The organism is Thermomonas flagellata, from assembly GCF_022419185.1.
GTDB lineage: Bacteria > Pseudomonadota > Gammaproteobacteria > Xanthomonadales > Xanthomonadaceae > Thermomonas > Thermomonas flagellata.
Window position 1 is genome coordinate 184,281 of record NZ_JAJOZK010000001.1, and the last position, 21,588, is coordinate 205,868.

A 21,588-nucleotide genomic window follows, 5' to 3' on the forward strand; every position below is an offset into this window, starting at 1 on the left:
CAAGATGGGGTCGGCCGGATGCACGCGGTGGATATGACGGATGCCGATGATCGCCGGATGGCGGGCGGGGCGGCGCCTCCCCGCGGTGCCCACGTCGACGGTGTCTGCATCCACCAGATCGGGGCGGGATGATGGCTTTGCCCCCGATGCAGGCCGGACCAATCCCGTTTCGTCGCCAGCATGTCTGGCTGGCATGGGAGTTGACCAAGCGGGAATGGCTCGCGCGCTATCGGCATGCGTTGCTCGGGCGGCTATGGGCGCTGGCGATCCCGGTGCTGATGCTCGGTGTCTACCTACTGGCCTTCGGTCCGCTGGTACGCGGGCATTGGCCTGGCGCGTATGGCTGGGGCGATTTCGCGCTGGCAGTATTCATCGGGCTGGCCGTGCACGGACTGTTCTCGGAGTGCCTGATGCGTGCTCCTACCCTGGTCACCACCAACCCCAGCTACGTCACCCGGATTGTCTTCCCGCTGGATCTGTTGCCATGGCCGATTCTCGTCAGTGCCAGCGTGCAGTTCGCTCTGCAGATGCTGGTTCTGCTCGTGGTCGTCGCGGCGACGCGCGGGCTCGGATGGAGCATCCTGACTGTGCCGCTGCTGCCGTTGCCGCTGCTGCCATTCCTGCTCGGCCTGTTGTGGATGCTGGGGGCGCTTGGCGTATACGTGCGCGACCTGCGCCAGCTGGTCGCGCCGGCGTCTTCGGTGATGCTGTTCCTCTCCTCGGCGCTGGTGCCGCTGACAGCGGTACCGGAGCGTTGGCGCTGGGTGTTCGAGATCAATCCGCTCACCCCCATCATCGAACAGTTGCGGCGGGTGCTGCTGTGGGGGCTGTGGCCGCAGTGGTGGGGGCTGTTCACTTATCTGCTGCTAGTGTCTGCATTCGCGCTGGCGGCGCATGCACTTTTTATGCGGTTGCGGCCGGGTTTCGCGGATGTGCTCTGACATCATCGTCCGGGTGCGAGGCCTGGGGAAATGCTACATGACGTACTCGCGCCCCTGGCATCGGCTGCAGGCGCTGCTGGGCGGCCGTCCCCGCGGGGATGCCTACTGGGCGCTTCGTGACGTGGACTTCGATCTGCATCGCGGCGAGACACTCGGAGTGATCGGCCGCAACGGCTCCGGCAAGTCCACCCTGTTGCAGATGATCGCCGGCACCCTCCAGCCCACCGAAGGGGAAATCGCCGTGCATGGCCGCGTCGCGGCCTTGCTCGAGCTCGGCAGCGGATTCAACCCGGATTTCACTGGGATCGAGAACGTCTATCTCAACGCGGCGCTGCACGGCCTCACGCGGGCGCAGGCCGAAGCGCAGCTTGGCGACATCCTGGCATTTGCCGACATCGGCGAGCATGCGTGGCAGCCTGTGCGTACGTATTCCAGCGGCATGTTGGTGCGGCTGGCGTTCGCGGTACTAGCGCACGTCGATGCGGACATCCTGATCCTGGACGAGGCCCTGGCTGTCGGGGATGCCTTCTTCGCGCAGCGATGCATGCGCTTCCTGCGTGAATTTCAGCGCCGCGGAACCCTGCTGTTCGTCAGCCACGATGCCGCCATGGTCAATGCCTTGTGCCGGCGTGCCCTTTGGCTCGATCGTGGCAGGCTGACAATGGATGGTGAGGCGTCCGCGGTGAACGAGGCCTACCTCGAGGCGTTGATCGCCGAGCGCGAAGGGCGAAGGCCACGACAGCCGGTGGCACGCGCGGCCATGCCCTCGGCTAGCGAGCAAGATGTTCGGCAGGAATTGTTCGAGACGCAATTGCGGAACTCGATCCACGTCCCGGTATTCGATCCGAATCGAGATCCCGACTTCGGAGATGGTGGGGCGAGGTTGCTGGACGTGAGGCTCGTGGATGCGCGAGGGGATGCGCTCGCGAACGTGACCGGTGGTGAGCTGGTGACCTTGGAGATCATTGCCGAGGCGATGGTCGATATCGAATCACCAATCGTGGGCTTTTACCTCAAAGATCGTTTCGGCCAGCTGCTGTTCGGCGACAACACCTTCCTGACGACGCGGGATGCTCCGCTGCGGCTCGCAGCCGGGACCGAGTACCGCGCACGCTTCACCTTCCGCATGCCGCGCTTGCAGGCGGGCGACTATGTGTTCACCGTCGGCCTCGCACGCGGTACCCAGGACGACCACGTGATCCAGCTGTGGGCGCACGAGGCGCTGCGGCTACATGCCCTGGGGCAAGGGTTGCCTACGGGCATCTTCGGCCTGCCGATGCTGGGCATTACACTCGAACCCCGGCATGGATGATTGCACTGAAATTGCCTTGATGCCGCGCGATGGGCCGCCCGGATTACCGGGTTGGTACCTGCTGCGGGTGCGTCTGCCGCCGATGCAGCCCTCGGTCGCGCGTTCCTGCCTCGAGGTCGAGACCCGCCAGCACGTTCGCTTGGCAGAGGCGGTCACGGTGCTGCCGCCGTGGCGGGGGGGCGGGGTCGGCGAACTCGTGGTTTGCCTGCGTGCGCCCTGGGCACGCGCGAGGCTCCGGATACCCCAGACATCGGCTACGGCCTGCACGGCGCGGGCCGGATTCGTCCGCATCGGCAAGTTCAGGGCGATGGCGCGGATGCTGGTTCACCTCATGCGCCGTCGCGGAATGGCGCAGACGCGCGCACTTGCGCTCGGTGCCATCGTCCGCTGGGTGGCGCAGGGCATGCGCAATGCCGGGACGTGGATGCACGCGCGTTACCTCGCTGCGATGGGTGTGCCTGACGACGAATATGCGATCTGGCAGGCCCTGCGTGCGCTGGATCCGGAAGCCGACGCGGATGCCATGCGCGCGCGCGTGCGTCGGTTGCCTGCGCGCCCGCGAGTCTCCATCCTGCTGCCAGTCTGCGACCCGCCCGAAGTCTGGCTCCGCAAATGCCTGGACAGTGTCCTCGCTCAGGCCTATCCGGACTGGGAGCTGTGCATCGCCGACGATGCTTCGGCCCTGCCGCACGTCCGTGCAGTGATCGAGGAGTATGCCCGCCGAGATGCCCGCATCCGCCGTCTGTTTCGCGCCCGCCGTGGTCACATCACCGCTGCGAGCAACGATGCACTGACTATGGCCAGCGGCGACTGGGTGGCACTGCTGGATCACGACGATCTGCTGGCGCCGCACGCGTTGCAGGAGATGGTCGCGGCCGCATTGGCGCACCCGCAGTGGCGGCTGCTGTATTCCGACGAGGACAAGATCGACGCCGAGGGTCGTCGCTTCGATCCGTACTTCAAGCCTGACTTCAACTACCGGTTGTTGCTCGGGCAGAATTACGTCGGCCATCTGCTGATGTGCCGCGCCGATCTCCTGCGCGAGATCGGCGGCTTCCGCACGGGGTATGACGGCAGCCAGGATTGGGATCTCGTCCTGCGCTGCGTGGAACGCCTGCGGCGCGAGGAGATCGGGCACGTTCCGCAGGTGCTGTACCACTGGCGCGCGCATGTCGGTTCCACGGCGGCCGACCCAACGGTGAAGAGCTATGCAACCGAGGCCGCCCGGCGTGCGGTGCAGGCGCATCTGCAGCGTCGCGGGCAGGAAGCGGAGGTGGAAGAGGTGGCTCCCGGATGCATGCGGGTCCGCCGCGCGTTGCCGTCAGTACCGCCGCAGGTGACGCTGATCGTGCCCACCCGTGACCGCGTGGATCTGCTGCGTCCCTGCGTCGAGGGCCTGCTGCACGCCACGGACTACCCGGCGCTGGAGCTGCTGGTGGTGGACAACGGGTCAGTGGAGGTGCGGACCCGCGATTACCTTGCAGCGATCGCACGCGATCCAAGGGTACGGGTGCTGCGGTTCGACGCGCCCTTCAATTACTCGGCGATCAATAATTTCGCTGCCCGTCATGCGTCCGGCAGCGTGCTCGGCCTAGTCAACAACGACATTCTCGTGATTGAGCCTGGATGGTTGCAGGAGATGGTGGCGGAGGTACTCTCGCCCGAGGTCGGCGCGGTTGGAGCGCGCCTGCTCTATCCGGACGGCCGCCTCCAGCATGCGGGGGTGGTCCTTGGCATCGGCGGTGTGGCCGCGCACCCCTGGTGTGGCTGGCCGGAGGAGACCCTCGGGCAGATGGGGCGCCTGCAAGTGGCGCAGGAACTGTCGGCGGTCACGGCGGCCTGTCTGCTGGTCCGGCGGGAGGTGTTCGAGCAGGTCGGCGGATTGGACGAGGCCTTAGCCGTGGCCTACAACGACGTGGACTTCTGTCTGCGTGTCCGCGCTGCGGGCTATCACAACGTCTGGACGCCGTACGCGCGGCTGGTGCACGCCGAATCCGCTACCCGCGGAGACGACCTGCGCCCGGACAAGCGCGCCCGACTGCAGCGCGAGGCGGATTTCATACGCCAGCGCTGGGGCGCGCTGCTCGACGACGATCCTGCCTACAACCCCAACCTCAGCCTCGACAGCGAAGCCTTCGCCCTCGCCGCCATCCCACGACCGCGGGCGAGGGGCCAATATGGAGGCAGTGGCTGATACCGGCGCTTTTCCGGATTGCCATCGCAAGAACCCCTGTGCTAGTTTCGGCCCACTCACTTCCTTCCCGGGGGCATGCGCGGCGGCTCATGGAGGAACGTGGGGTTGCCATGTCCGCAACGGCGCCCATGCTGGGGCGCCGGGCATTCTTGGGGAGGAAGCAGACGATGCAAATGCGCAACCGCTTGGCATTGCGGGGGGGGGGTAATTCTTGCAGTCGGGGTGTGGATCGCGCCGGCTGCTTCGTGGGCAGCAGGAACAAGCGGCACCAAAACCCTCGAAACAGTCGTCGTTCATGGCTATCGGCTGCTGAGGGTTGATTCCGGTTTTTCTCCCGGGGGGTTCAGTGTGCGAGAGGGGGATTCCCCTTCTGAGCGAAAGCAAAAAGAGAAGGAAAAAAACAAACAAATTCCTTGTGAGTCGGACGCAACCGACCATCCGGTACAAATTGCCACCGGCAAAAAGTTCCTGCCGGAATTCGATATCCCGGCGGTCGGCGAAGGCATCCCGCTGACCTTGAACCGGCTGTACCAGCAGGGCAACACCAAGATCGGGGCCTTCGGGCCCTCGTGGAGTTCCAATATCGATTACACCCTGGTGTTCGAATACCAGGGGCTGGTGTGCTGGGCGTATCTGGACCATGTGGAGCCGTGCGTTCCGGGCGGCAAGCCGCTGCTGACGGTGTATGCCTACGGGCCGAGCGGCTACCCGGTACGGTTCAACGCGGTAGATGGGCAATGGCGCTCCGCGCAGGGCGACGTGGCGGTTCTCGAAAACGGAACCTGGACGGTCCGCTATGCCAGCGGGGATCGTCATGAGTTCGACGGCAACGGCCGTCCGCTGCGGATTCTTGGCGAGCGCGGCATCGGCCTGACCTATGGCTACGACACGGGCGGGCGCCTGACCCGGATCACCCATACCAGCGGCCGCTTCCTGACCCTGACCTGGATCGGCGGCAAGGTGGCCAGCGTCACCGATGCCGGCGGCAAGACTTATGCCTTCGGCTATGACGCGAATGGATACCTGGCCAGGGTCGCGTATCCGGACAATCTGGGTATCCGCACCTATCACTACGAAAGCCCGTTGGGTGCCGACCTGCTGACCGGTGTGTCCATCAACGGCGTACGCTCCCTGCGTGTGCAGTACGTGAGTACCAGCGATGGCGTGAAGGTGCAGTGGTCTGGGTTGGAAGGCGGCGTAGAGCGCAGCAGCTTCGAATATTTCGCCGACCGCACCGAAGTGACCAACGCGCTGGGCCAGAAGACCACCTACTACGTCGGACAGGTCGGTGGTGGTCGCAATATCCTCGCGGTGGAGCGACCGCCGTCGCCGACCTGCGCGGGTAGCGTCGCGCAGACGTTCTACGATGCGAACGGCAACGTCATCGAGGAGCGCGACCAGTTCGGCGTGCGCACCACCTATGCCTACGATGCCGACCAGCGGCTGGTGGAGAAGATCACCGGCATCGGCCCCAATGGGGAGACCGACCAGCAGCAGATCACGCGGCTGGTGTGGGATGCGGTGTACAAGAACCGGCTGAACCAAGTGCAGGTCTATGGCGCCAGTCTGGACCAGCCGCTCAATACCACCACCTACACCTACTATCCAGACGGGGATCCGCGGGCGCGGCTGCTGCAGTCGGCGACGCTGACGAATCTGGGGGGTGGCCCGGTGGGCAGCCTGACCACCACCTACGCTTACACCCTGCACGCGAACGGCCTGGTGGCCACGATGGCGGTGGACGGTCCGCTGCCGGGTGACGGCGATGCGGTCACGTACGCCTACGACACGGCGGGCAACCTGACCAGCGTCCGCAACAGCCTGGGGCACGTGGCGACGTACTCCAATTACAATGCGCTCGGCCAGCCGGGTCGCATGGTCTCGCCCAACGGGGCCGTCACGGATTACACCTACAACGCGCGCGGCCAGGCACTGACGGAAAAACGTTGGGTCGACGGGGTGGCGCAGGTCACCGCCACCACCTATGACGATCGTGGGCGTCCGATTAGCGCGACGACCCCGGATGGAGTGACGACCCAGGCCGCCTACGATGTGTACGATCGGGTGGTGTCGATCAGCCGGGTGACGGCTCTGCCGCTGGAGGAGCCATGCGATCAGGGCCTAACGATCTGCGAGACGAGCCGGACCTGGACCGAGTTGCAGGCGTTCAGCTACAACCTGTTGTCGCAGCCGCTGACAGTGACGGTGAACTCGCGGTATCGGCTGACGCTATGGGACCAGGAGCGCAAAAAGCCGATCGTACGTGACACCACTACGCTGCAGCAGCGCGCGACCTTCGAGTACGACGGCAACGGCTTCCTCAGCCGCCGCAAGGGCGAGCATGGGCAGGCCACGACCTATCACTACAATGCCAACGGCGATCTGGACCAGGTCAGCGATGCGCTGGGCAATACGGTCAGCTACGGCTACGACCGGCGGCGCCGTGTCACCACGGTGACCGATGCGGCGGGGACGACGGTGACGGGGTATGACGCGCTGGGGCGGGTGGTGTCGGTGCGCGATGCGCGCGGGACTGTCACCCGCTACACCTATGACGGGCTGGGCCACCTGCTGGCGCAGGTCAGCCCGGACACCGGCACCACTGCGTTCACCTACGATGCGGTTGGGCAACTGATGCAGACGCAGAAGGCCGACGGCACGACGATCACGCAGGCCTACGACGGGCTGGGACGCCTGATCCGCCAGAGCGCGGGCGGGCAGACGCGCACGCTGACCTACGATGCCTGCACCAACGGCAAGGGGCTCCTGTGCGTGGCGGCGAAGACCGGTGGCACGGCGACGGCCGCCAGCTTCGCCTATACCCCCTGGGGCCAGCTCGCCACCCGGCAGGACACGCTCGACGGCGTGACCGACACCACCCGCTACGGGTATGACGGCCTGGGCCGTCTGAGCCGGATCGAGTACCCGAGCGGGATCGCGGTGGGATATGGCTATACCGATGGGCACCTGGAGACGGTCACGGCGGCGGTGAATGGCAGTACGACGACGGTGGCGACGCTGAGCGGCTACCAGGCCTTTGGCCCGCCGGCCTATCTGACCTATGGCAACGGGCTGCTGCGGACGGTGAGTTACGACACCGACCGGCGCATCATCGGCATCAGCACGAATGCGGCATCGGGCCCGCTGCAGAGCCTGACCTACGGGTTCGATGCGGCAGATCGCATCACCGCGATCACCGATGGCGTCGATGCGGCGCAGACCCAGCACTACCAGTACGATGCGCTGTCGCGCCTGGTGCGGTCGGAGCACGCGGGCGGGAACGTGGCCAGCTACGGGTACGACGCGGTGGGCAACCGGGTGAGCCAGGGCAACACCGTCCCGGCGAGCGCGAGCAGCTACACCTACGCGGCGGACGGCAACCGCCTGCTGCAGGCGGCCACGGGCGGGCTGAGCCGCGGGTTCACCTACGACGCCACCGGCAACGTCACCGCGTACACGGATGCATCGGGCATCGCGCACACGCTGGCGTATGATCCCTTCGGCCGCCTGGCCGGCCACACGGCGCAGGGGGTGACCACGACCTACACGGTGAACGCCCTGGACCAGCGGATGGGCAAGCGCAACGCCAGCCACCAGAGCCGCTACGTGTACGCCGGCTTCAACCAGCTGCTGGCCGAATACACCGATGGGCAATGGACGAGCTACATCTACCTCGGCAGCGAGCCGGTCGCGCTGGTGCGCAACGCCCAACTCTATTACCTGCACCCCGACCACCTGGGAAGGCCGCAGCTGGCGACGGATGCCGGGCAGCAGGTGGTGTGGAAGGCGGCGAACCGGGCATTCGACCGCGGCGTCACTCTCGACACCATCGGCGGGCTGAACCTCGGCTTCCCGGGGCAGTATTACGAGGCCGAATCCGGCCTGTGGCACAACGGCTACCGCGAGTACGACGCGGGCTTGGGCCGCTACCTGCAGTCCGACCCGATCGGGCTGGCGGGCGGGGTGAATACGTATGCCTATGTCGGGGGGAATCCGATCTCGTTTATTGATCCGTTCGGATTGCGGGAGTGCTATTACACACGGGCAGGCTTGAACGAAGCGCTCGAGCCGGTATCTCCAGAGTCGTACCTTCTCGGCGGCGGTCGCTTGGTGTATGCAGGGCTCGCAAAAGCTATCCCTGCGATTGCAGCTACATTGGAGTCAACAACAATAGGGCAAGCTGCATTCGCGGTGGCGGCTCGAAATTCGTTGAAAGATTTGTTCCGTGGGCCACTTGCGCCAGTTTTTGCTGGTATCAGGCAGCCGAGCTTTCAAGCACAAATGGAAAAATACGGATTTGATGCGGCAAAAGTTTTGTCGAAATCATCCGCAACGAATGCGACTTTGAATAGTGGCGCAGCCGCTGCAGTTGCAGCTACTGCGGCTGCAGATGCGGGGAATAAATCCAATGGCTCGCCATGCTTTTGTAAAGATTGATAGCGAAGCCATGTCGATATTCAGAAGGCTGGTTATTGGGGTTGTCATTCTTTCGGCAATATGGGCTGTTGGGTACTTCTTCGCTGGGTTCCAAGTGGCGTGGGTCTTGGTTGTCGCGGCAATCATCATTGCGTTGGTTGGCATGGTGATTACGTGATGCTAGCCCGCGCAGGTCGGGTCTCGGCATATTGGGGTCCACTGTATTGGGGTCAGGTTCACTTCCTGACCGTAAGCAGAAAGTTCCTGCACCATGGCTTTGGGCCGCATCACCGCGATCACCGATGGCGTCGATACGGCGCAGACCCAGCAGTTCCAGTACGACGCGCTGTCGCGGCTGGTGCGGTCCGAGCATGCGGGCGGCAACGTGGCCAGCTACGGGTACGACGCGGTGGGCAACCGGGTGAGCCAGGGCAATACCCTGCAGGGTATATCGGGGTGGGGCTGACCTGAGACGTATCGTGTAGCCACCTGGCTGGTGAGTTCTCTACCCTCAACAGGCAAGGAGAGCTCCATGAAGAAGCGATTCACCGACGAGCAGATCATCGGCATCCTGCGCGAGGCCGAGATCGGCGCCATGTCGATCAAGGCCTTGTGCAAGAAGCACAACGTCACCGAGCAGACCTTTTTCCGGTGGTGCAACAAGTTCGGCGGCCTTGACGTTCCAGATGCCCGCCGGCTCAAGGACCTCGAGTCTGAGAATGCCCGGCTCAAGCGGCTGGTCGCCGAGCAGATGCTGGTCATTGATGGGATGAAGGAGATCGTCCGAAAAAAATGACGACCCCGTCGGAACGACGCGACACGGTTCAGGTGCTGGTCCGTCGGGGTCTCTCGCAGCGAAAGGCGCTTCGTTATCTGGGCCTGAGTCGCCGCATCGCCAGCTACGCCCCGCGCCAGGCCGCCAAGGACCAGGCGGTGGCCGAGCGGCTGCTGGCCGCGTCGCCGAAGGTGCCGCGCTTCGGGTATCGCCGGATGGCGGCCTGGCTGGACCTGGGCGAGGCCCGGGTGCGGCGCCTGTGGCGCCAGCTGGGCTTGAACATTCCCCGCCGCAGGCCGCGTCGCCGCCGCTGCGGCAACGACATCCGCCTGCCGGGCGCGGTGCGCCCGAATGCGGTCTGGAGCTACGACTTCGTCCACGACCAGATGGTCGACGGGCGCTCGCTGAAGATGCTGTGCGTGATCGACGAATACACCCGCGAATGCCTGGCGATCGAGGTCGATGCCAGCCTGCGGGCGCAGGACGTGATCCTGACCCTGTCGCGGCTGATGCGGCTCTACGGCAAGCCGGCCTTTGTCCGCTCCGACAACGGCGCCGAGTTCACGGCGGCCAAGGTGATGCGCTGGCTGCGCGACGCGGCGATCGGCCCGGCGTTCATCGCGCCGGGTAGCCCCTGGCAGAACGGATTCGTCGAAAGCTTCAACGGCAAGCTGCGGGACGAACTGCTGAACCGCGAATGGTTCCGCAGCCGCGCCGAGGCAAAGGTGCTGATCGAACGCTGGCGGCAGTTCTACAACGAGCAGCGGCCGCACAGCGCCCATGGCTACAAGCCCCCGGCGAGCGTTCGCCGGAACTGGTCGGAACCCGATACCATCAACCCCGGACTCACTGCCTGATTGGCTACAAGTTCCGTACTCAGGTCACCTTTGCCATGGCTTTGGACCGGATCACCGCGATCACCGATGGTGTGGATGCGGCGCAGACCCAGCAGTACCGGTACGACGCGCTCTCGCGCCTGGTGCGGTCCGAGCATGCGGGCGGCAACGTGGCCAGCGACGGGTACGACGCGGTGGGCAACCGGGTGAGCCTGGGGAATACCCTGCCGGCGAGCACGACGGGCTACGCCTACGCCGCCAGCGGCAACCGGCTGCTGCAGGCGGCCACGGGCGGCGTGAGCCGCGGGTTCACCTACGACGCCACCGGCAATGTCACCGCGTACGCCGATGCCGCAGGCATCACGCACACACTGGCGTATGATCCCTTTGGCCGTCTGGCCAGCCACACGGCGCAGGACATGACCACGACCTACACGGTGAACGCCCTGGACCAGCGGATGGGCAAGCGCAATGCTGGCCACCAGAGCCGGTATGTGTACGCCGGCTTCAACCAGCTGCTGGCGGAGTACACCGACGGGGCGTGGACGAGCTACGTCTACCGCGGCGGCGAGCCGGTGGCGCTGGTGCGCAATGACCAACTCTACTTCCTGCACCCCGACCACCTGGGCCGGCCGCAGCTGGCGACGAATGCCGGGCAGCAGGTGGTGTGGAAGGCGGCCAACCGGGCGTTCGACCGCGGCGTCACTCTCGACACCATCGGCGGGCTGAACCTGGGCTTCCCGGGGCAGTACTACGATGCCGAATCCGGCCTGTGGCACAACGGCTACCGCGAGTACGAGGCCAGCCTGGGCCGCTACCTGCAATCCGACCCGATCGGGCTGGTGGGTGGGGTGAATACGTATGGGTATGTTGGGGGGAATCCAATCTCGTTCGTTGACCCGCTAGGGTTGAGGGCTACGTGTAAGTGCACCGGAAATGGCGCAGAAATTAATATCAATTTCGAATTCAAAGGCGACGGAGCCACCCCGGAAAAGATTGCAGCGATGAGGTCATCGATCGAAAATCGATGGTCCGCCCCTGGTTTCACAGTCACTACGAGTATCGGTGGTCGGGGCGCATCGAAGATCAATATTCCAGCGGCTGATGGTCGGTCGTTCGTGCAAGGAAACGGCGGCACATGGTATGGAGAGGCAGATCCATGGGTGGCTGCACACGAGGCGGGCCATTTAATGAAACTGCCTGATCGCTATACGGAACCTACGCCGGGGCACACTATTCCACAGCCAGGGTGGGAAGGAACAATCATGGCTGAATATATGGGTACGGTGACTTCAGCGGATCGCCAAGGTGTACTTGATGCACTCGGCTGCAACTGTGCGTGTGGGGGTGGCAAGTGAGACCTCTGAAGCATGTCACAATTGCGGTGATTGTTCTAGGTTTCTTGCCTGGCTGTGCTAGTGGCCGAAGCGAAGAGGAGTTTGAGGCGCGCGTATCCAAGCTTGTCGATCATACGACGAAGTCGGCAACAGCAGAGCAGACGGCATTCAGGGAGTTGGAAGCGTTTGGGCCCCGAGTGGTGCCGTATCTAGTTGGTCACTTGGGTGACATGCGGCCTCTAGCGGAAAACAAAATTAGCTTTGAGAGCAGGGCATCGGATACCTTCGAGGGAGTACGGCATTATAGCCCAGGCACGGTTCACGATGCTTTGGCTGCCATCCTCAATGCAATCACCGGTCAGAGTTTCGTTTTTGTATACAATGGCGCAACAGGGGCAGAGCGGGAAAAGAATCGGCGCAGTTGGATCGAGTGGTGTCGCGCGACATATCCTGATCAAGCCGATGTATGCAGTGGGGAATAGCCAAGAGGGCTCAGGTCGACCCAGCAGCGCGCGACCTTCGAGTACGACGGCAACGGGTTTCTCAGCCGCCGCAAGGGCGAGCACGGGCAGGCCACGACCTACCACTACAACGCCAATGGCGATCTGGACCAGGTCAGCGATGCGCTGGGCAATACGGTCAGCTACGGCTACGACCGCCAGCGCCGTGTCACCACGGTGACCGATGCGGCGGGGACGACGGTGACGGGGTATGACGCGCTGGGGCGGGTGGTGTCGGTGCGCGATGCGCGCGGGACTGTCACCCGCTACACCTATGACGGGCTGGGCCACCTGCTGGCGCAGGTCAGCCCGGATACCGGCACCACCACGTTCACCTACAACGGCGTTGGGCAACTGATGCAGACGCAGAAGGCCGACGGCACGACGATCACGCAGGCCTACGACGGGCTGGGACGCCTGATCCGCCAGAGCGCGGGCGAACAGACGCGCACGCTGACCTACGATGCCTGCACCAACGGCAAGGGGCTCCTGTGCGTGGCGGCGAAGACCGGTGGCACGGCGACGGCCGCCAGCTTCGCCTATACCCCCTGGGGCCAGCTCGCCACCCGGCAGGACACGCTCGACGGCGTGACCGACACCACCCGCTACGGGTATGACGGCCTAGGCCGTCTGAGCCGGATCGAGTACCCGAGCGGGATCAGTGTCGGATATGGCTATGCCGATGGGCGCCTGACCGGCATCACGGCGACGGTGAACGGCAGTACGACCACCGTGGCGACGCTGGATGGATACCAGGCCTTCGGCCCGCCGGTGTACATGATCTACGGCAACGGGCTGCTGCGTACCTTCAATTACGACACCGACCGCCGGATCACCGGTATCAGCACCAACGCGGCGGCGGGCCCGCTGCAAAGCCTGACCTACGGGTTCGATGCGGCGGACCGCATCACCGCGATCACCGATGGTGTGGATGCGGCGCAGACGCAGCAGTACCAGTACGACGCGCTGTCGCGGCTGGTGCGCGCGGAGCACGCAGGCGGCAACGTGGCCAGCTACGGATACGATGCGGTGGGCAACCGGGTGAGTCTGGGGAATACCCTGCCGGCGAGCACGACGGGCTACGCCCACGCCGCCAGCGGCAACCGGCTGCTGCAGGCGGCCACGGGCGGGGTGAGCCGGGGTTTTGCCTACGACGCCACCGGCAATGTCACCGCGTACACCGATGCATCCGGCGTGGCGCACACGCTGGCGTATGATCCGTTCGGCCGCTTGGCCAGCCACGTGGCGCAGGGGGTGACCACGACTTACACGGTGAACGCCCTGGACCAGCGGATGGGCAAGCGCAATGCCAGCCAGCAGAGCCGCTACGTGTACGCCGGCTTCAACCAGTTGCTGGCCGAATATACCGACGGCGCGTGGACGAGCTACGTCTACCGCGGCAGCGAGCCGGTAGCGCTGATCCGCAACAGCCAGATCACATACCTGCACCCCGACCATCTGGGCCGGCCGCAGCTGGCGACGGATGCAGGCCAGCAGGTGGTGTGGAAGGCGGCCAACCGGGCGTTCGACCGCGGCGTCAGCCTCGACACCATCGGCGGGCTGAACCTCGGCTTCCCGGGGCAGTACTACGATGCCGAATCCGGCCTGTGGCACAACGGCTACCGCGAGTACGACGCGGGCCTGGGCCGCTACCTGCAGTCCGACCCGATCGGGCTGGCGGGCGGGGTGAATACGTATGCCTATGTTGGGGGGAATCCGGTTAATTGGATTGATCCGCTTGGACTGCGAGCACTCACTGATTGTGAGAAGAGCATCATTGGCCCTCACCTTCCTAACGTGAATCTCGACAAGATCGATGTTCAGGAGGGGATACCGAAAATTGCGCAGATGTTGGGTGCCGGCGGCGCAGATGCTTGGACATTCAAGAATACGGTCTTTCTCGGTGTTCCAGATGCCCCTAACACGAAGGAAGGCATCACTCTTTTGGCGCACGAGGTGACGCATTCTGATCAGTATCGATCCATGAGCCTCCTCGGCATGGGGTTGTCCTACGGCGTGATGCACATGATTTTCGGTTACACGAATAATCCATTTGAAGTTGATGCACGGGCAAAAGCTAGCGAGGTTCGCGCGCAAATGGATAAGGCAGGAGGCGGCCCATGCGGATGCGGGAAATAGCGTTAGTCGCGCTGCTCTGTGCGCCATCTGCTTGTACTTCTGCAGATAGCGGTAGCGATCGCTTTGTGAAGCTTAGATCGCTAGATGACACGAGCCGAAATTCGGCATGCTTAGCCTTGTCGGACGAGAAGAAAATCGAATTGTTCTTTGAGGCGCAACAGAGGCATCATGAGTATTTCGGATTTGACCAATGCTTCGCTTCATCGTCGCCCACATTTATGTCCGCTCTTAAGAGCGAAATCGTAAGGCGCGGGACTGTCGAAAGTGCGAGGCACTACATCATGGTGCTCGCAATTACGCAGCAGCAAGGCAAAACCTCTAGCGCTGAAATCAAAGCTATGGAGCTGCCACAGTTATGCAAGAGTCTTGCCGATAATCGTCCGTCAGGAAATCCAGCGCAGTGCATCAAGATGGCCGAAGATTTAGTGGAATAGCTCCACCCGAAGCCCCGTATTGTCGGCATATCGGGGTCAGGTTCACTTCCTGGCCGAAAGCAGAAAGCTCTTGCAGCATGGCTTTGGACCGCATCACCGCGATCACCGATGGCGTCGATGCGGCGCAGACCCAGCAGTTCCAGTACGACGCGCTGTCGCGGCTGGTACGGTCCGAGCACGCGGGCGGCAACGTGCACGCTGGCGTATGATCCGTTCGGCCGCCTGGCCAGCCACGTGGCGCAGGGGATGACCACGACCTACACGGTGAACGCCCTGGACCAGCGGATGGGCAAGCGCAATGCCAGCCACCAGAGCCGCTACGTGTACGCCGGCTTCAACCAGCTGCTGGCCGAATACACCGACGGGCAATGGACGAGCGACGTCTACCGCGGCGGCGAGCCGGTGGCGCTGGTGCGCAATGACCAGCTCTACTTCCTGCACCTCGACCACCTGGGCCGTCCGCAGCTGGCGACGAATGCCAGCCAACAGGTGGTGTGGAAGGCGGCCAACCGGGCGTTCGACCGCGGCGTCAGCCTCGACACGCTGGGCGGGCTGAACCTGGGCTTCCCGGGGCAGTATTACGATGCCGAATCCGGCCTGTGGCACAACGGCTACCGCGAGTACGACGCGGGCCTGGGCCGCTACCTGCAGTCCGACCCGATCGGGCTGGCGGGTGGGGTGAATACGTATGCCTATGTTGGGGGGAATCCGGTTTCGTTCGTTGACCCCTTCGGCTTGAAGCTCTGTCGCGTGAATCTTCCCAACACTGGGCCAAATGCACGCCCCTACTTGGATGACAAGTTTTATCCAGCAGTTGCCAAGTGGTTGGAGTTGAACCAGGCGGCGGGAATCAATGTGCAGATCAACCGAGCATTCAGAACGACGGCGGATCAAGCCAATCTGGGTGCTGGTGCCATCACTCCGGCCAAGCCAGGAAATAGCTTGCATGAAGCTGGGTGGGCAATAGATATCAATTGGGCAAATGGTTTGACGAGCGCTCAGCGATCAACTGTGCTTCAGAACGCAACAGCGGCTGGCCTAAGCTGGGGAGGTAATTTCCGCACCCCTGATCGTCCGCATTTTTACCAAGATCCGGGTAATCGCTCGGCCCTGATAAAACAAGCTCAGAAGGATTTCGTTGATGGCTCCGCTGATGGCTGCACGTGTGGTCCATAACGCGTTGTCCGCGCTGTTGCTGTTCCCGGTAGCTGCATGTGCAGCTACCGGCGGTGGAATCGGCACCTATTCGACGCTGGCATACAATGAGGAAAGCGGTGACCTAAATGGCCTTGAGGTGGCGCTTGTTCCCGTGGATGGGGGTCTGGTCGCGTCTGTGCAAATGGCCGAGGATGGCATTAATGAGCTTCACCTTGCCACGGTGAAGGAAAGCGCAGGACTTTTGCTGTTTTCTCTTCGTCTTGACGATGGGAGTACTGTCAAGTTCTCCATGAAGTGCTCGCCGAAAAGTTGTGTAGGCAAATATGCTTGGAGGCAAGCGACCGTGAAGTTCACGCTGCCTAAAAGCAACGGTTACTGGAATAAGAAATAGCACGTCCCCATCATGCACAAGGCCCGCATCGCTGCGGGTCTTGGCGTATCCAAGCGAAGGATGCGGGCGGCGGGGGATCACCCCAGCGCTTTCTCCAGCTCCGGCAGCACCTGGAACAGGTCGCCGACCAGGCCGATGTCGGCGACCTCGAAGATCGGGGCGTCGGCGTCCTTGTTGATGGCGACGATGGTGCCGGCGTCCTTGATGCCGGTGAGGTGCTGGATGGCACCGCTGATGCCGACGGCGATGTACAGCTCCGGCGCGATGATCTTGCCGGTCTGACCCACCTGCAGCTCGTTCGGCACGTAGCCGGCGTCCACCGCGGCGCGCGAGGCGCCGACCGCGGCGCCGAGCTTGTCGGCAAGGCGGTAGATGATCTGGAAGTTCTCGGCCGAACCGACGCCGCGGCCGCCGGAGACCACGCGCCGGGCCGACTGCAGGTCGGGGCGGTCGGACTTGCCGGCCGCCAGGCCGACGAAGCGGGTGTGGCTGGGCAGCGCCACGTCCACGGCCGCTGCCTCCACCGCGGCGTTGCCGCCGCGCGCGGCTTCCGGCCACGACGCGGTGCGCACGGTGGCGACCACGGCCTGGTCGGCCGGCGCTTCGACGGTGATGATGGCGTTGCCGGCGTAGATCGGGCGCTTGAAGGTGTGGCTGCCGTCCACCGCCATGAGGTCGGACACCTGGTTCACGCCCAGCAGCGCGGCCACGCAGGGCATCAGGTCCTTGCCGAAGGTGGTGGAGGGGCCGAACACGTGGCTGTAGCCGGCGGCCAGCGCGGCCACCTGCGGCGCCAGCACCTGGGCGACGGCGTGCGCGTTGGCCGGGTGGGCGACGGTCAGCACCTTGGTGACGCCGGCGATCTGCGCGGCCTCGGCGGCCACGGCGGCGGGGTCGGTGGCAAGCACCACGATGTCGATGGCCTCCGGCGAGAGCGCCTGCGCGGCGCTCACGCACTTGGCGGTGGCCGGGTTGAGCTTGCCGTCCTGGTGTTCGGCGACGATGAGGACCTTGGCCATCACAGCAACCCCTTCTGCTTGAGCGCGGCCACCAGTTCGGCCGCATCCTTGACCATGATGCCGCGGCTGCGCTTGGGCGGCGGCGCGTAGTGGGTGATCCTGAGCGAGTCGTGCGCATCCACCCCGAGCTCGGCCAGCGCCAGCGTCTCCAGCGGCTTGCTCTTGGCCTTCATGATGTCCGGCAGCTTGATGAAGCGCGGCTCGTTCAGGCGCAGGTCGGTGGTGACCACCGCCGGCAGCTCGACCTCGAGCGTCTCGAGGCCGGCATCGACCTCGCGCACCACGGTGGCCTTGCCGCCCTCGACGGTGAGCTTGCTGGCGAAGGTCGCCTGCGGGCGGCCCCACAGCGTGGCCAGCATCTGCCCGGTCTGGTTGGCGTCGTCGTCGATCGCCTGCTTGCCCAGCAGGACCAGGCCGGGCTGCTCCTTCTCGACCAGCTTGAGCAGGATGCGCGCCGCGGTCAGCGGCTGCACCGGCTGCTCGGCGACCACGTGGATGGCGCGGTTGGCGCCCATCGCCAGCCCGTTGCGCAGGTGCGGCTGGGCATCGGCCGGCGCGATGGTGGCGACGACCACCTCGCTGGCGAGGCCGGCGTCGCGCAGGCGCAGCGCTTCCTCCAGCGCGATGTCGTCGAACGGGTTGGGCGAGAGCTTGACGCCGTCGGTGACCACGCCGGAGCCGTCCGGCTTGACCTGGATGCGGACGTTGTAGTCCACCACGCGCTTGTAGCCGACGAGGATCTTCATCGTCTGGGAGTCCTGGCAGGGGGGAGCGCCGCGGCGGCGGGCGCGCGGCAGGCGGATTGTAACGGCCGCGAACGTACCGTGCAGTACGGGCCGCCGCGCATGCCTGCCCGAAGGTACGGTGGGCGCGGCGGGGGCGCCCGCTACAATGCGCGCCTGTCCCCACCCATCGCGGAGCCCGCTGCATGGCAACCGCCAAGAGCAAGCTGTACCCCGACGCCGCCACCGCGCTCGCCGGCCTGGTCGCGGATGGCCAGACCCTCGCCGTCGGCGGCTTCGGCCTGTGCGGCATCCCGGAGGCGCTGATCGCGGCGCTGCGTGATTCCGGGGTCAAGCACCTGACCGTGATCTCCAACAACGCCGGGGTAGACGGCTTCGGCCTCGGCCAGCTGCTGGAGACGCGCCAGATCCGCAAGATGATTTCCTCCTACGTCGGCGAGAACAAGGAATTCGAACGCCAGTACCTGGCCGGCGAGCTGGAGCTGGAGTTCAACCCGCAGGGCACCCTGGCCGAGCGCCTGCGCGCCGGCGGCGCCGGCATCCCCGCCTTCTTCACCGCCACCGGCTACGGCACCGTGGTGGCCGAGGGCAAGGAGACCCGCCAGATCGACGGCCGCTGGTACGTGCTGGAGACCGCGCTCAAGGCCGACGTGGCGCTGGTCAAGGCGTGGAAGGCCGACCATGCCGGCAACCTGGTGTTCCGCAAGACCGCGCGCAACTTCAACCCGGCCTGCGCGATGGCCGGCAAGGTGTGCGTGGCGGAGGTGGAGGAGGTCGTGGAGATCGGCGCGATCGACCCCGACCACGTGCACCTGCCGGGGATCTACGTCGATCGCCTCGTGCACAACCCGCACCCGGAGAAGCGCATCGAGCAGCGCACCGTGCGCCAGGGCGAGTGAACGCGTTTGGCCGATGCCCTGCCGGCATCGGCCGCGTTCGCGAACGCCCGGCCATGGAGGGCCGGGCTGGACCGCCCGGAGCTGACGTGGCGTCGCCACGGATGGCGACATAATCAACGAATACGGAGTAGACAATCATGGCCTGGACCCGCGAACAGATGGCGCGCCGCGCGGCGCAGGAGCTGGCCGACGGGATGTACGTCAACCTCGGCATCGGCCTGCCGACGCTGGTGGCCAACTACATCCCCGAGGGCATGAACGTCTGGCTGCAGAGCGAGAACGGCCTGCTCGGCATCGGCCCGTTCCCGACCGAAGACGAGGTGGATGCCGACCTGATCAACGCCGGCAAACAGACGGTGACCGCGGTGCCGGGGGCCAGCTACTTCGGCAGCCACGACTCCTTCGCGATGATCCGTGGCGGCCACATCGACCTGGCGATCCTCGGCGCGATGGAGGTCACCGACAAGGGCGACCTCGCCAACTGGATGGTGCCCGGCAAGATGGTCAAGGGCATGGGCGGCGCGATGGACCTGGTGGCCGGCGTGCAGCGCGTGGTGGTGCTGATGGAGCACACCACCAAGGCCGGCACCTCCAAGATCCTGCCCGAATGCACCCTGCCGCTGACCGGCGTGGGCGTGGTGGACCGCATCATCACCGAGCTGGGCGTGTTCGACATCACCCCGCACGGCCTCACCGTGGTGGAACTGGCGGACGGGGTGACCCACGCCGAGGTGCAGGCCAAGACCGCGGTGCCGGTGCGCTGACCGCGCGCCCCCGGCCGGTGCACATGTACGCACCGCGCGAGGTGGCCGAACTGCATGCACCTCCGAATCCGCATGCGACCACATGCCTGCGCGCAGGCCGGTCGCCTCACATCGTCTGGTAATTCGGCCCGCTGCCGCCCTCGGGCGTGACCCAGTCGATGATCTGGTACGGGTCCTTGATGTCGCAGGTCTTGCAGTGCACGCAGTTGGCGGCGTTGATCTGCAGGCGCGGGCCGGCGGCGTCCTGCACGATCTCGTAGACCGCGGCCGGGCAGAACCGGGTGCAGGGGTTGCCGTACTCGCTGGCGCAGGTGGTGACGCAGATGCCCGGGTCGTGCACGCGCAAGTGCACCGGCTGGTCCTCGTCGTGCGCGGTGGCGGCGTAGTACACCCCCTGCAGGCGGTCGCGCGGCGGCAGGGTGCGCTCGAGGTAGTCGCGGCGCGGCGCCTCGGCGGCGTCCAGGCGCTGCAGGCTGGCGTAGTCGGGGGAGTTGCGCAGGGTCCAGGGGGAGTGTCCGGCGGTCACCGTTTCCCAGGCGGCATTGGCCATGCCGAACCACAGCCCGCGCTTGAAGCCGGGCTTGATGTTGCGCACCTTGCGCAGCTCCGCCATCACCGGCGAGGCGCGCAGGACCGCGTCCCAGCCGGCGGGCGCCAGCTCATGCGCGGCCAGGTGCGCGGCGGCGAGCATGCCGCTGCGGATCGCCTGGTGGGTGCCCTTGATCTTGGGCACGTTGAGCAGGCCGGCGGTGTCGCCGATCAGCAGCGCGCCGGGCATCTCCACCTTGGGCAGGCTCTGCCAGCCGCCGGTCACGATCGCGCGCGCGCCGGCGGAGAGGATGCTGCCGCCCTCCAGCAGCGGGCGGAGGAAGGGGTGGTTCTTCCACTGCTGGAAGGCCTCCCACGGCTGGTAGCGGGGGTCGCGGTAGTCCAGCCCGCTGACGTAGCCGAGCGCGATCCGGTCCTGGTCGAGGTGGTAGAGGAAGCCGCCGCCATAGGTGCGGGTGTCGGCGGGCCAGCCGACGCTGTGGAAGATGCGTCCCGGCTGCACCCGCCCGGCCGGCACCTGCCACAGTTCCTTGATCCCGATCGAGTAGGTCTGCGGGTCGCTGTGCGCGTCCAGCGCGAAGCGCCGCACCAGGCGCTTGGTCAGGTGGCCGCGCGCCCCCTCGGCCAGCACCGTGACCTTGGCGTGGATGTCGATGCCGGCGGTGTAGCCGGGCTTGTGGTGGCCGTCGCGGGCCACGCCCATGTCGCCGATGCGCACGCCGAGCACGCGCCCGTCCTCGGCATGCAGGGTCTCGGCCGCGGCGAAGCCGGGGTAGATCTCCACCCCGAGCGCCTCCGCCTGCGGCGCCAGCCACGCGCACAGCGCGCCGAGGCTGACGATCACGTTGCCGTGGTTGCGCATGCCCGGTGGCAGCGGTAGGCGACGGCCGCCGGTCTTGGACAGCAGCCAGAACTCGTCCTCGCCGGCATCCACGCACACCGGCGGCGGCGCCTTGCGCCAGTCTGGCAGCAGCGCGTCCAGCGGGGCGGTCTCGATCACCGCGCCGGACAGGATGTGGGCGCCGATGGTGCTGGCCTTCTCGATCACGCACACGCTCACGTCGGGGCGCAGCTGCTTCATGCGGATGGCGAATGCGAGCCCGGCCGGGCCGGCGCCGACCACCACCACGTCGTATTCCATCACGTCGCGTTCGACGGGCTGCTCGCTCATGCCGGCTGGC

General features: G+C 65.4%; 17 protein-coding genes and 1 pseudogene. 15 read left to right on the forward strand and 3 right to left on the reverse strand.

From position 1 onward, the window contains the following. Window positions 1–146: 146 nt before the first annotated feature. The 13 genes and pseudogenes from ML340_RS00880 to ML340_RS00940 all read left to right on the forward strand — a co-directional run bounded on the left by ML340_RS00880 (window position 147) and on the right by ML340_RS00940 (window position 16,433). Window positions 147–941 (forward strand): ABC transporter permease, encoded by a 795-nt coding sequence (locus tag ML340_RS00880; RefSeq protein WP_240095701.1) that lies wholly within the window; start codon window positions 147–149, stop codon window positions 939–941. A gap of 37 nt (window positions 942–978) precedes the next feature. Beyond that, a complete protein-coding gene (locus ML340_RS00885; RefSeq protein ID WP_240095703.1) occupies window positions 979–2,253 on the forward strand; it encodes an ABC transporter ATP-binding protein in 1,275 nt (424 codons plus the stop codon). Further along, window positions 2,246–4,447: a glycosyltransferase family 2 protein gene (locus ML340_RS00890; protein WP_240095705.1), complete on the forward strand. Its 2,202-nt coding sequence runs from the start codon at window positions 2,246–2,248 to the stop codon at window positions 4,445–4,447. The genes ML340_RS00885 and ML340_RS00890 overlap by 8 nt, the downstream gene beginning before the upstream one ends. A 222-nt stretch (window positions 4,448–4,669) precedes the next feature. After that, a complete protein-coding gene (locus ML340_RS00895; protein WP_240095707.1) occupies window positions 4,670–8,884 on the forward strand; it encodes an RHS repeat-associated core domain-containing protein in 4,215 nt (1,404 codons plus the stop codon). A gap of 250 nt (window positions 8,885–9,134) precedes the next feature. After that, window positions 9,135–9,329: an RHS repeat domain-containing protein gene (locus ML340_RS00900; RefSeq protein WP_240095709.1), complete on the forward strand. Its 195-nt coding sequence runs from the start codon at window positions 9,135–9,137 to the stop codon at window positions 9,327–9,329. Window positions 9,330–9,395: 66 nt separating this feature from the next. Continuing rightward, window positions 9,396–10,495, forward strand: a protein-coding gene (locus ML340_RS00905) for an IS3 family transposase (RefSeq protein WP_240095711.1) whose coding sequence is annotated in 2 segments (ribosomal slippage) — window positions 9,396–9,645 and window positions 9,645–10,495 — 1,101 coding nt in all. Because the reading frame shifts where the segments join, the coding sequence is not laid out codon by codon here. Window positions 10,496–10,530: 35 nt separating this feature from the next. After that, window positions 10,531–11,832 (forward strand): RHS repeat domain-containing protein, encoded by a 1,302-nt coding sequence (locus ML340_RS00910; RefSeq protein WP_240095713.1) that lies wholly within the window; start codon window positions 10,531–10,533, stop codon window positions 11,830–11,832. Window positions 11,833–12,338: 506 nt separating this feature from the next. Beyond that, window positions 12,339–12,731: pseudogene (locus tag ML340_RS12015) on the forward strand (RHS repeat-associated core domain-containing protein); the annotation flags it as partial. A 357-nt stretch (window positions 12,732–13,088) separates the two neighbouring features. Beyond that, the gene (locus ML340_RS11960; protein WP_486679352.1) at window positions 13,089–14,450 is read left to right on the forward strand and encodes an RHS repeat domain-containing protein; all 1,362 of its coding nucleotides are present in this window, start codon (window positions 13,089–13,091) and stop codon (window positions 14,448–14,450) included. A gap of 116 nt (window positions 14,451–14,566) precedes the next feature. After that, window positions 14,567–14,884: a hypothetical protein gene (locus ML340_RS00930; protein ID WP_240095715.1), complete on the forward strand. Its 318-nt coding sequence runs from the start codon at window positions 14,567–14,569 to the stop codon at window positions 14,882–14,884. A gap of 77 nt (window positions 14,885–14,961) precedes the next feature. Further along, on the forward strand, window positions 14,962–15,093 hold the full coding sequence (locus tag ML340_RS11910) for a hypothetical protein (RefSeq protein ID WP_275672547.1): 132 nt from the start codon (window positions 14,962–14,964) through the stop codon (window positions 15,091–15,093). 37 nt (window positions 15,094–15,130) lie between these two features. Further along, the gene (locus tag ML340_RS00935) at window positions 15,131–16,060 is read left to right on the forward strand and encodes an RHS repeat-associated core domain-containing protein (protein ID WP_240095717.1); all 930 of its coding nucleotides are present in this window, start codon (window positions 15,131–15,133) and stop codon (window positions 16,058–16,060) included. Further along, a complete protein-coding gene (locus ML340_RS00940) occupies window positions 16,026–16,433 on the forward strand; it encodes a hypothetical protein (protein WP_240095719.1) in 408 nt (135 codons plus the stop codon). The genes ML340_RS00935 and ML340_RS00940 overlap by 35 nt, the downstream gene beginning before the upstream one ends. Before the next feature lie 77 nt (window positions 16,434–16,510). Here ML340_RS00940 and ML340_RS00945 read toward each other — a convergent pair whose 3' ends face one another. Both ML340_RS00945 and ML340_RS00950 read right to left on the reverse strand, forming a co-directional pair. Continuing rightward, a complete protein-coding gene (locus tag ML340_RS00945) occupies window positions 16,511–17,452 on the reverse strand; it encodes an electron transfer flavoprotein subunit alpha/FixB family protein (RefSeq protein WP_240095721.1) in 942 nt (313 codons plus the stop codon). Beyond that, window positions 17,452–18,198, reverse strand: a complete 747-nt coding sequence (locus tag ML340_RS00950) for an electron transfer flavoprotein subunit beta/FixA family protein (RefSeq protein ID WP_240095723.1) — start codon at window positions 18,196–18,198, stop codon at window positions 17,452–17,454. The genes ML340_RS00945 and ML340_RS00950 overlap by 1 nt, the downstream gene beginning before the upstream one ends. 182 nt (window positions 18,199–18,380) lie before the next feature. On the opposite strand from ML340_RS00950, the gene ML340_RS00955 reads away from it, so the two are divergent. After that, complete coding sequence (locus ML340_RS00955) at window positions 18,381–19,094, forward strand: CoA transferase subunit A (protein ID WP_240095725.1); 714 nt, start codon at window positions 18,381–18,383, stop codon at window positions 19,092–19,094. A 137-nt stretch (window positions 19,095–19,231) separates the two neighbouring features. Next, complete coding sequence (locus tag ML340_RS00960) at window positions 19,232–19,858, forward strand: CoA transferase subunit B (RefSeq protein WP_240095727.1); 627 nt, start codon at window positions 19,232–19,234, stop codon at window positions 19,856–19,858. Window positions 19,859–19,964: 106 nt separating this feature from the next. Here ML340_RS00960 and ML340_RS00965 read toward each other — a convergent pair whose 3' ends face one another. Beyond that, window positions 19,965–21,578, reverse strand: a complete 1,614-nt coding sequence (locus tag ML340_RS00965; protein WP_240095729.1) for an electron transfer flavoprotein-ubiquinone oxidoreductase — start codon at window positions 21,576–21,578, stop codon at window positions 19,965–19,967. Window positions 21,579–21,588: the final 10 nt, after the last annotated feature.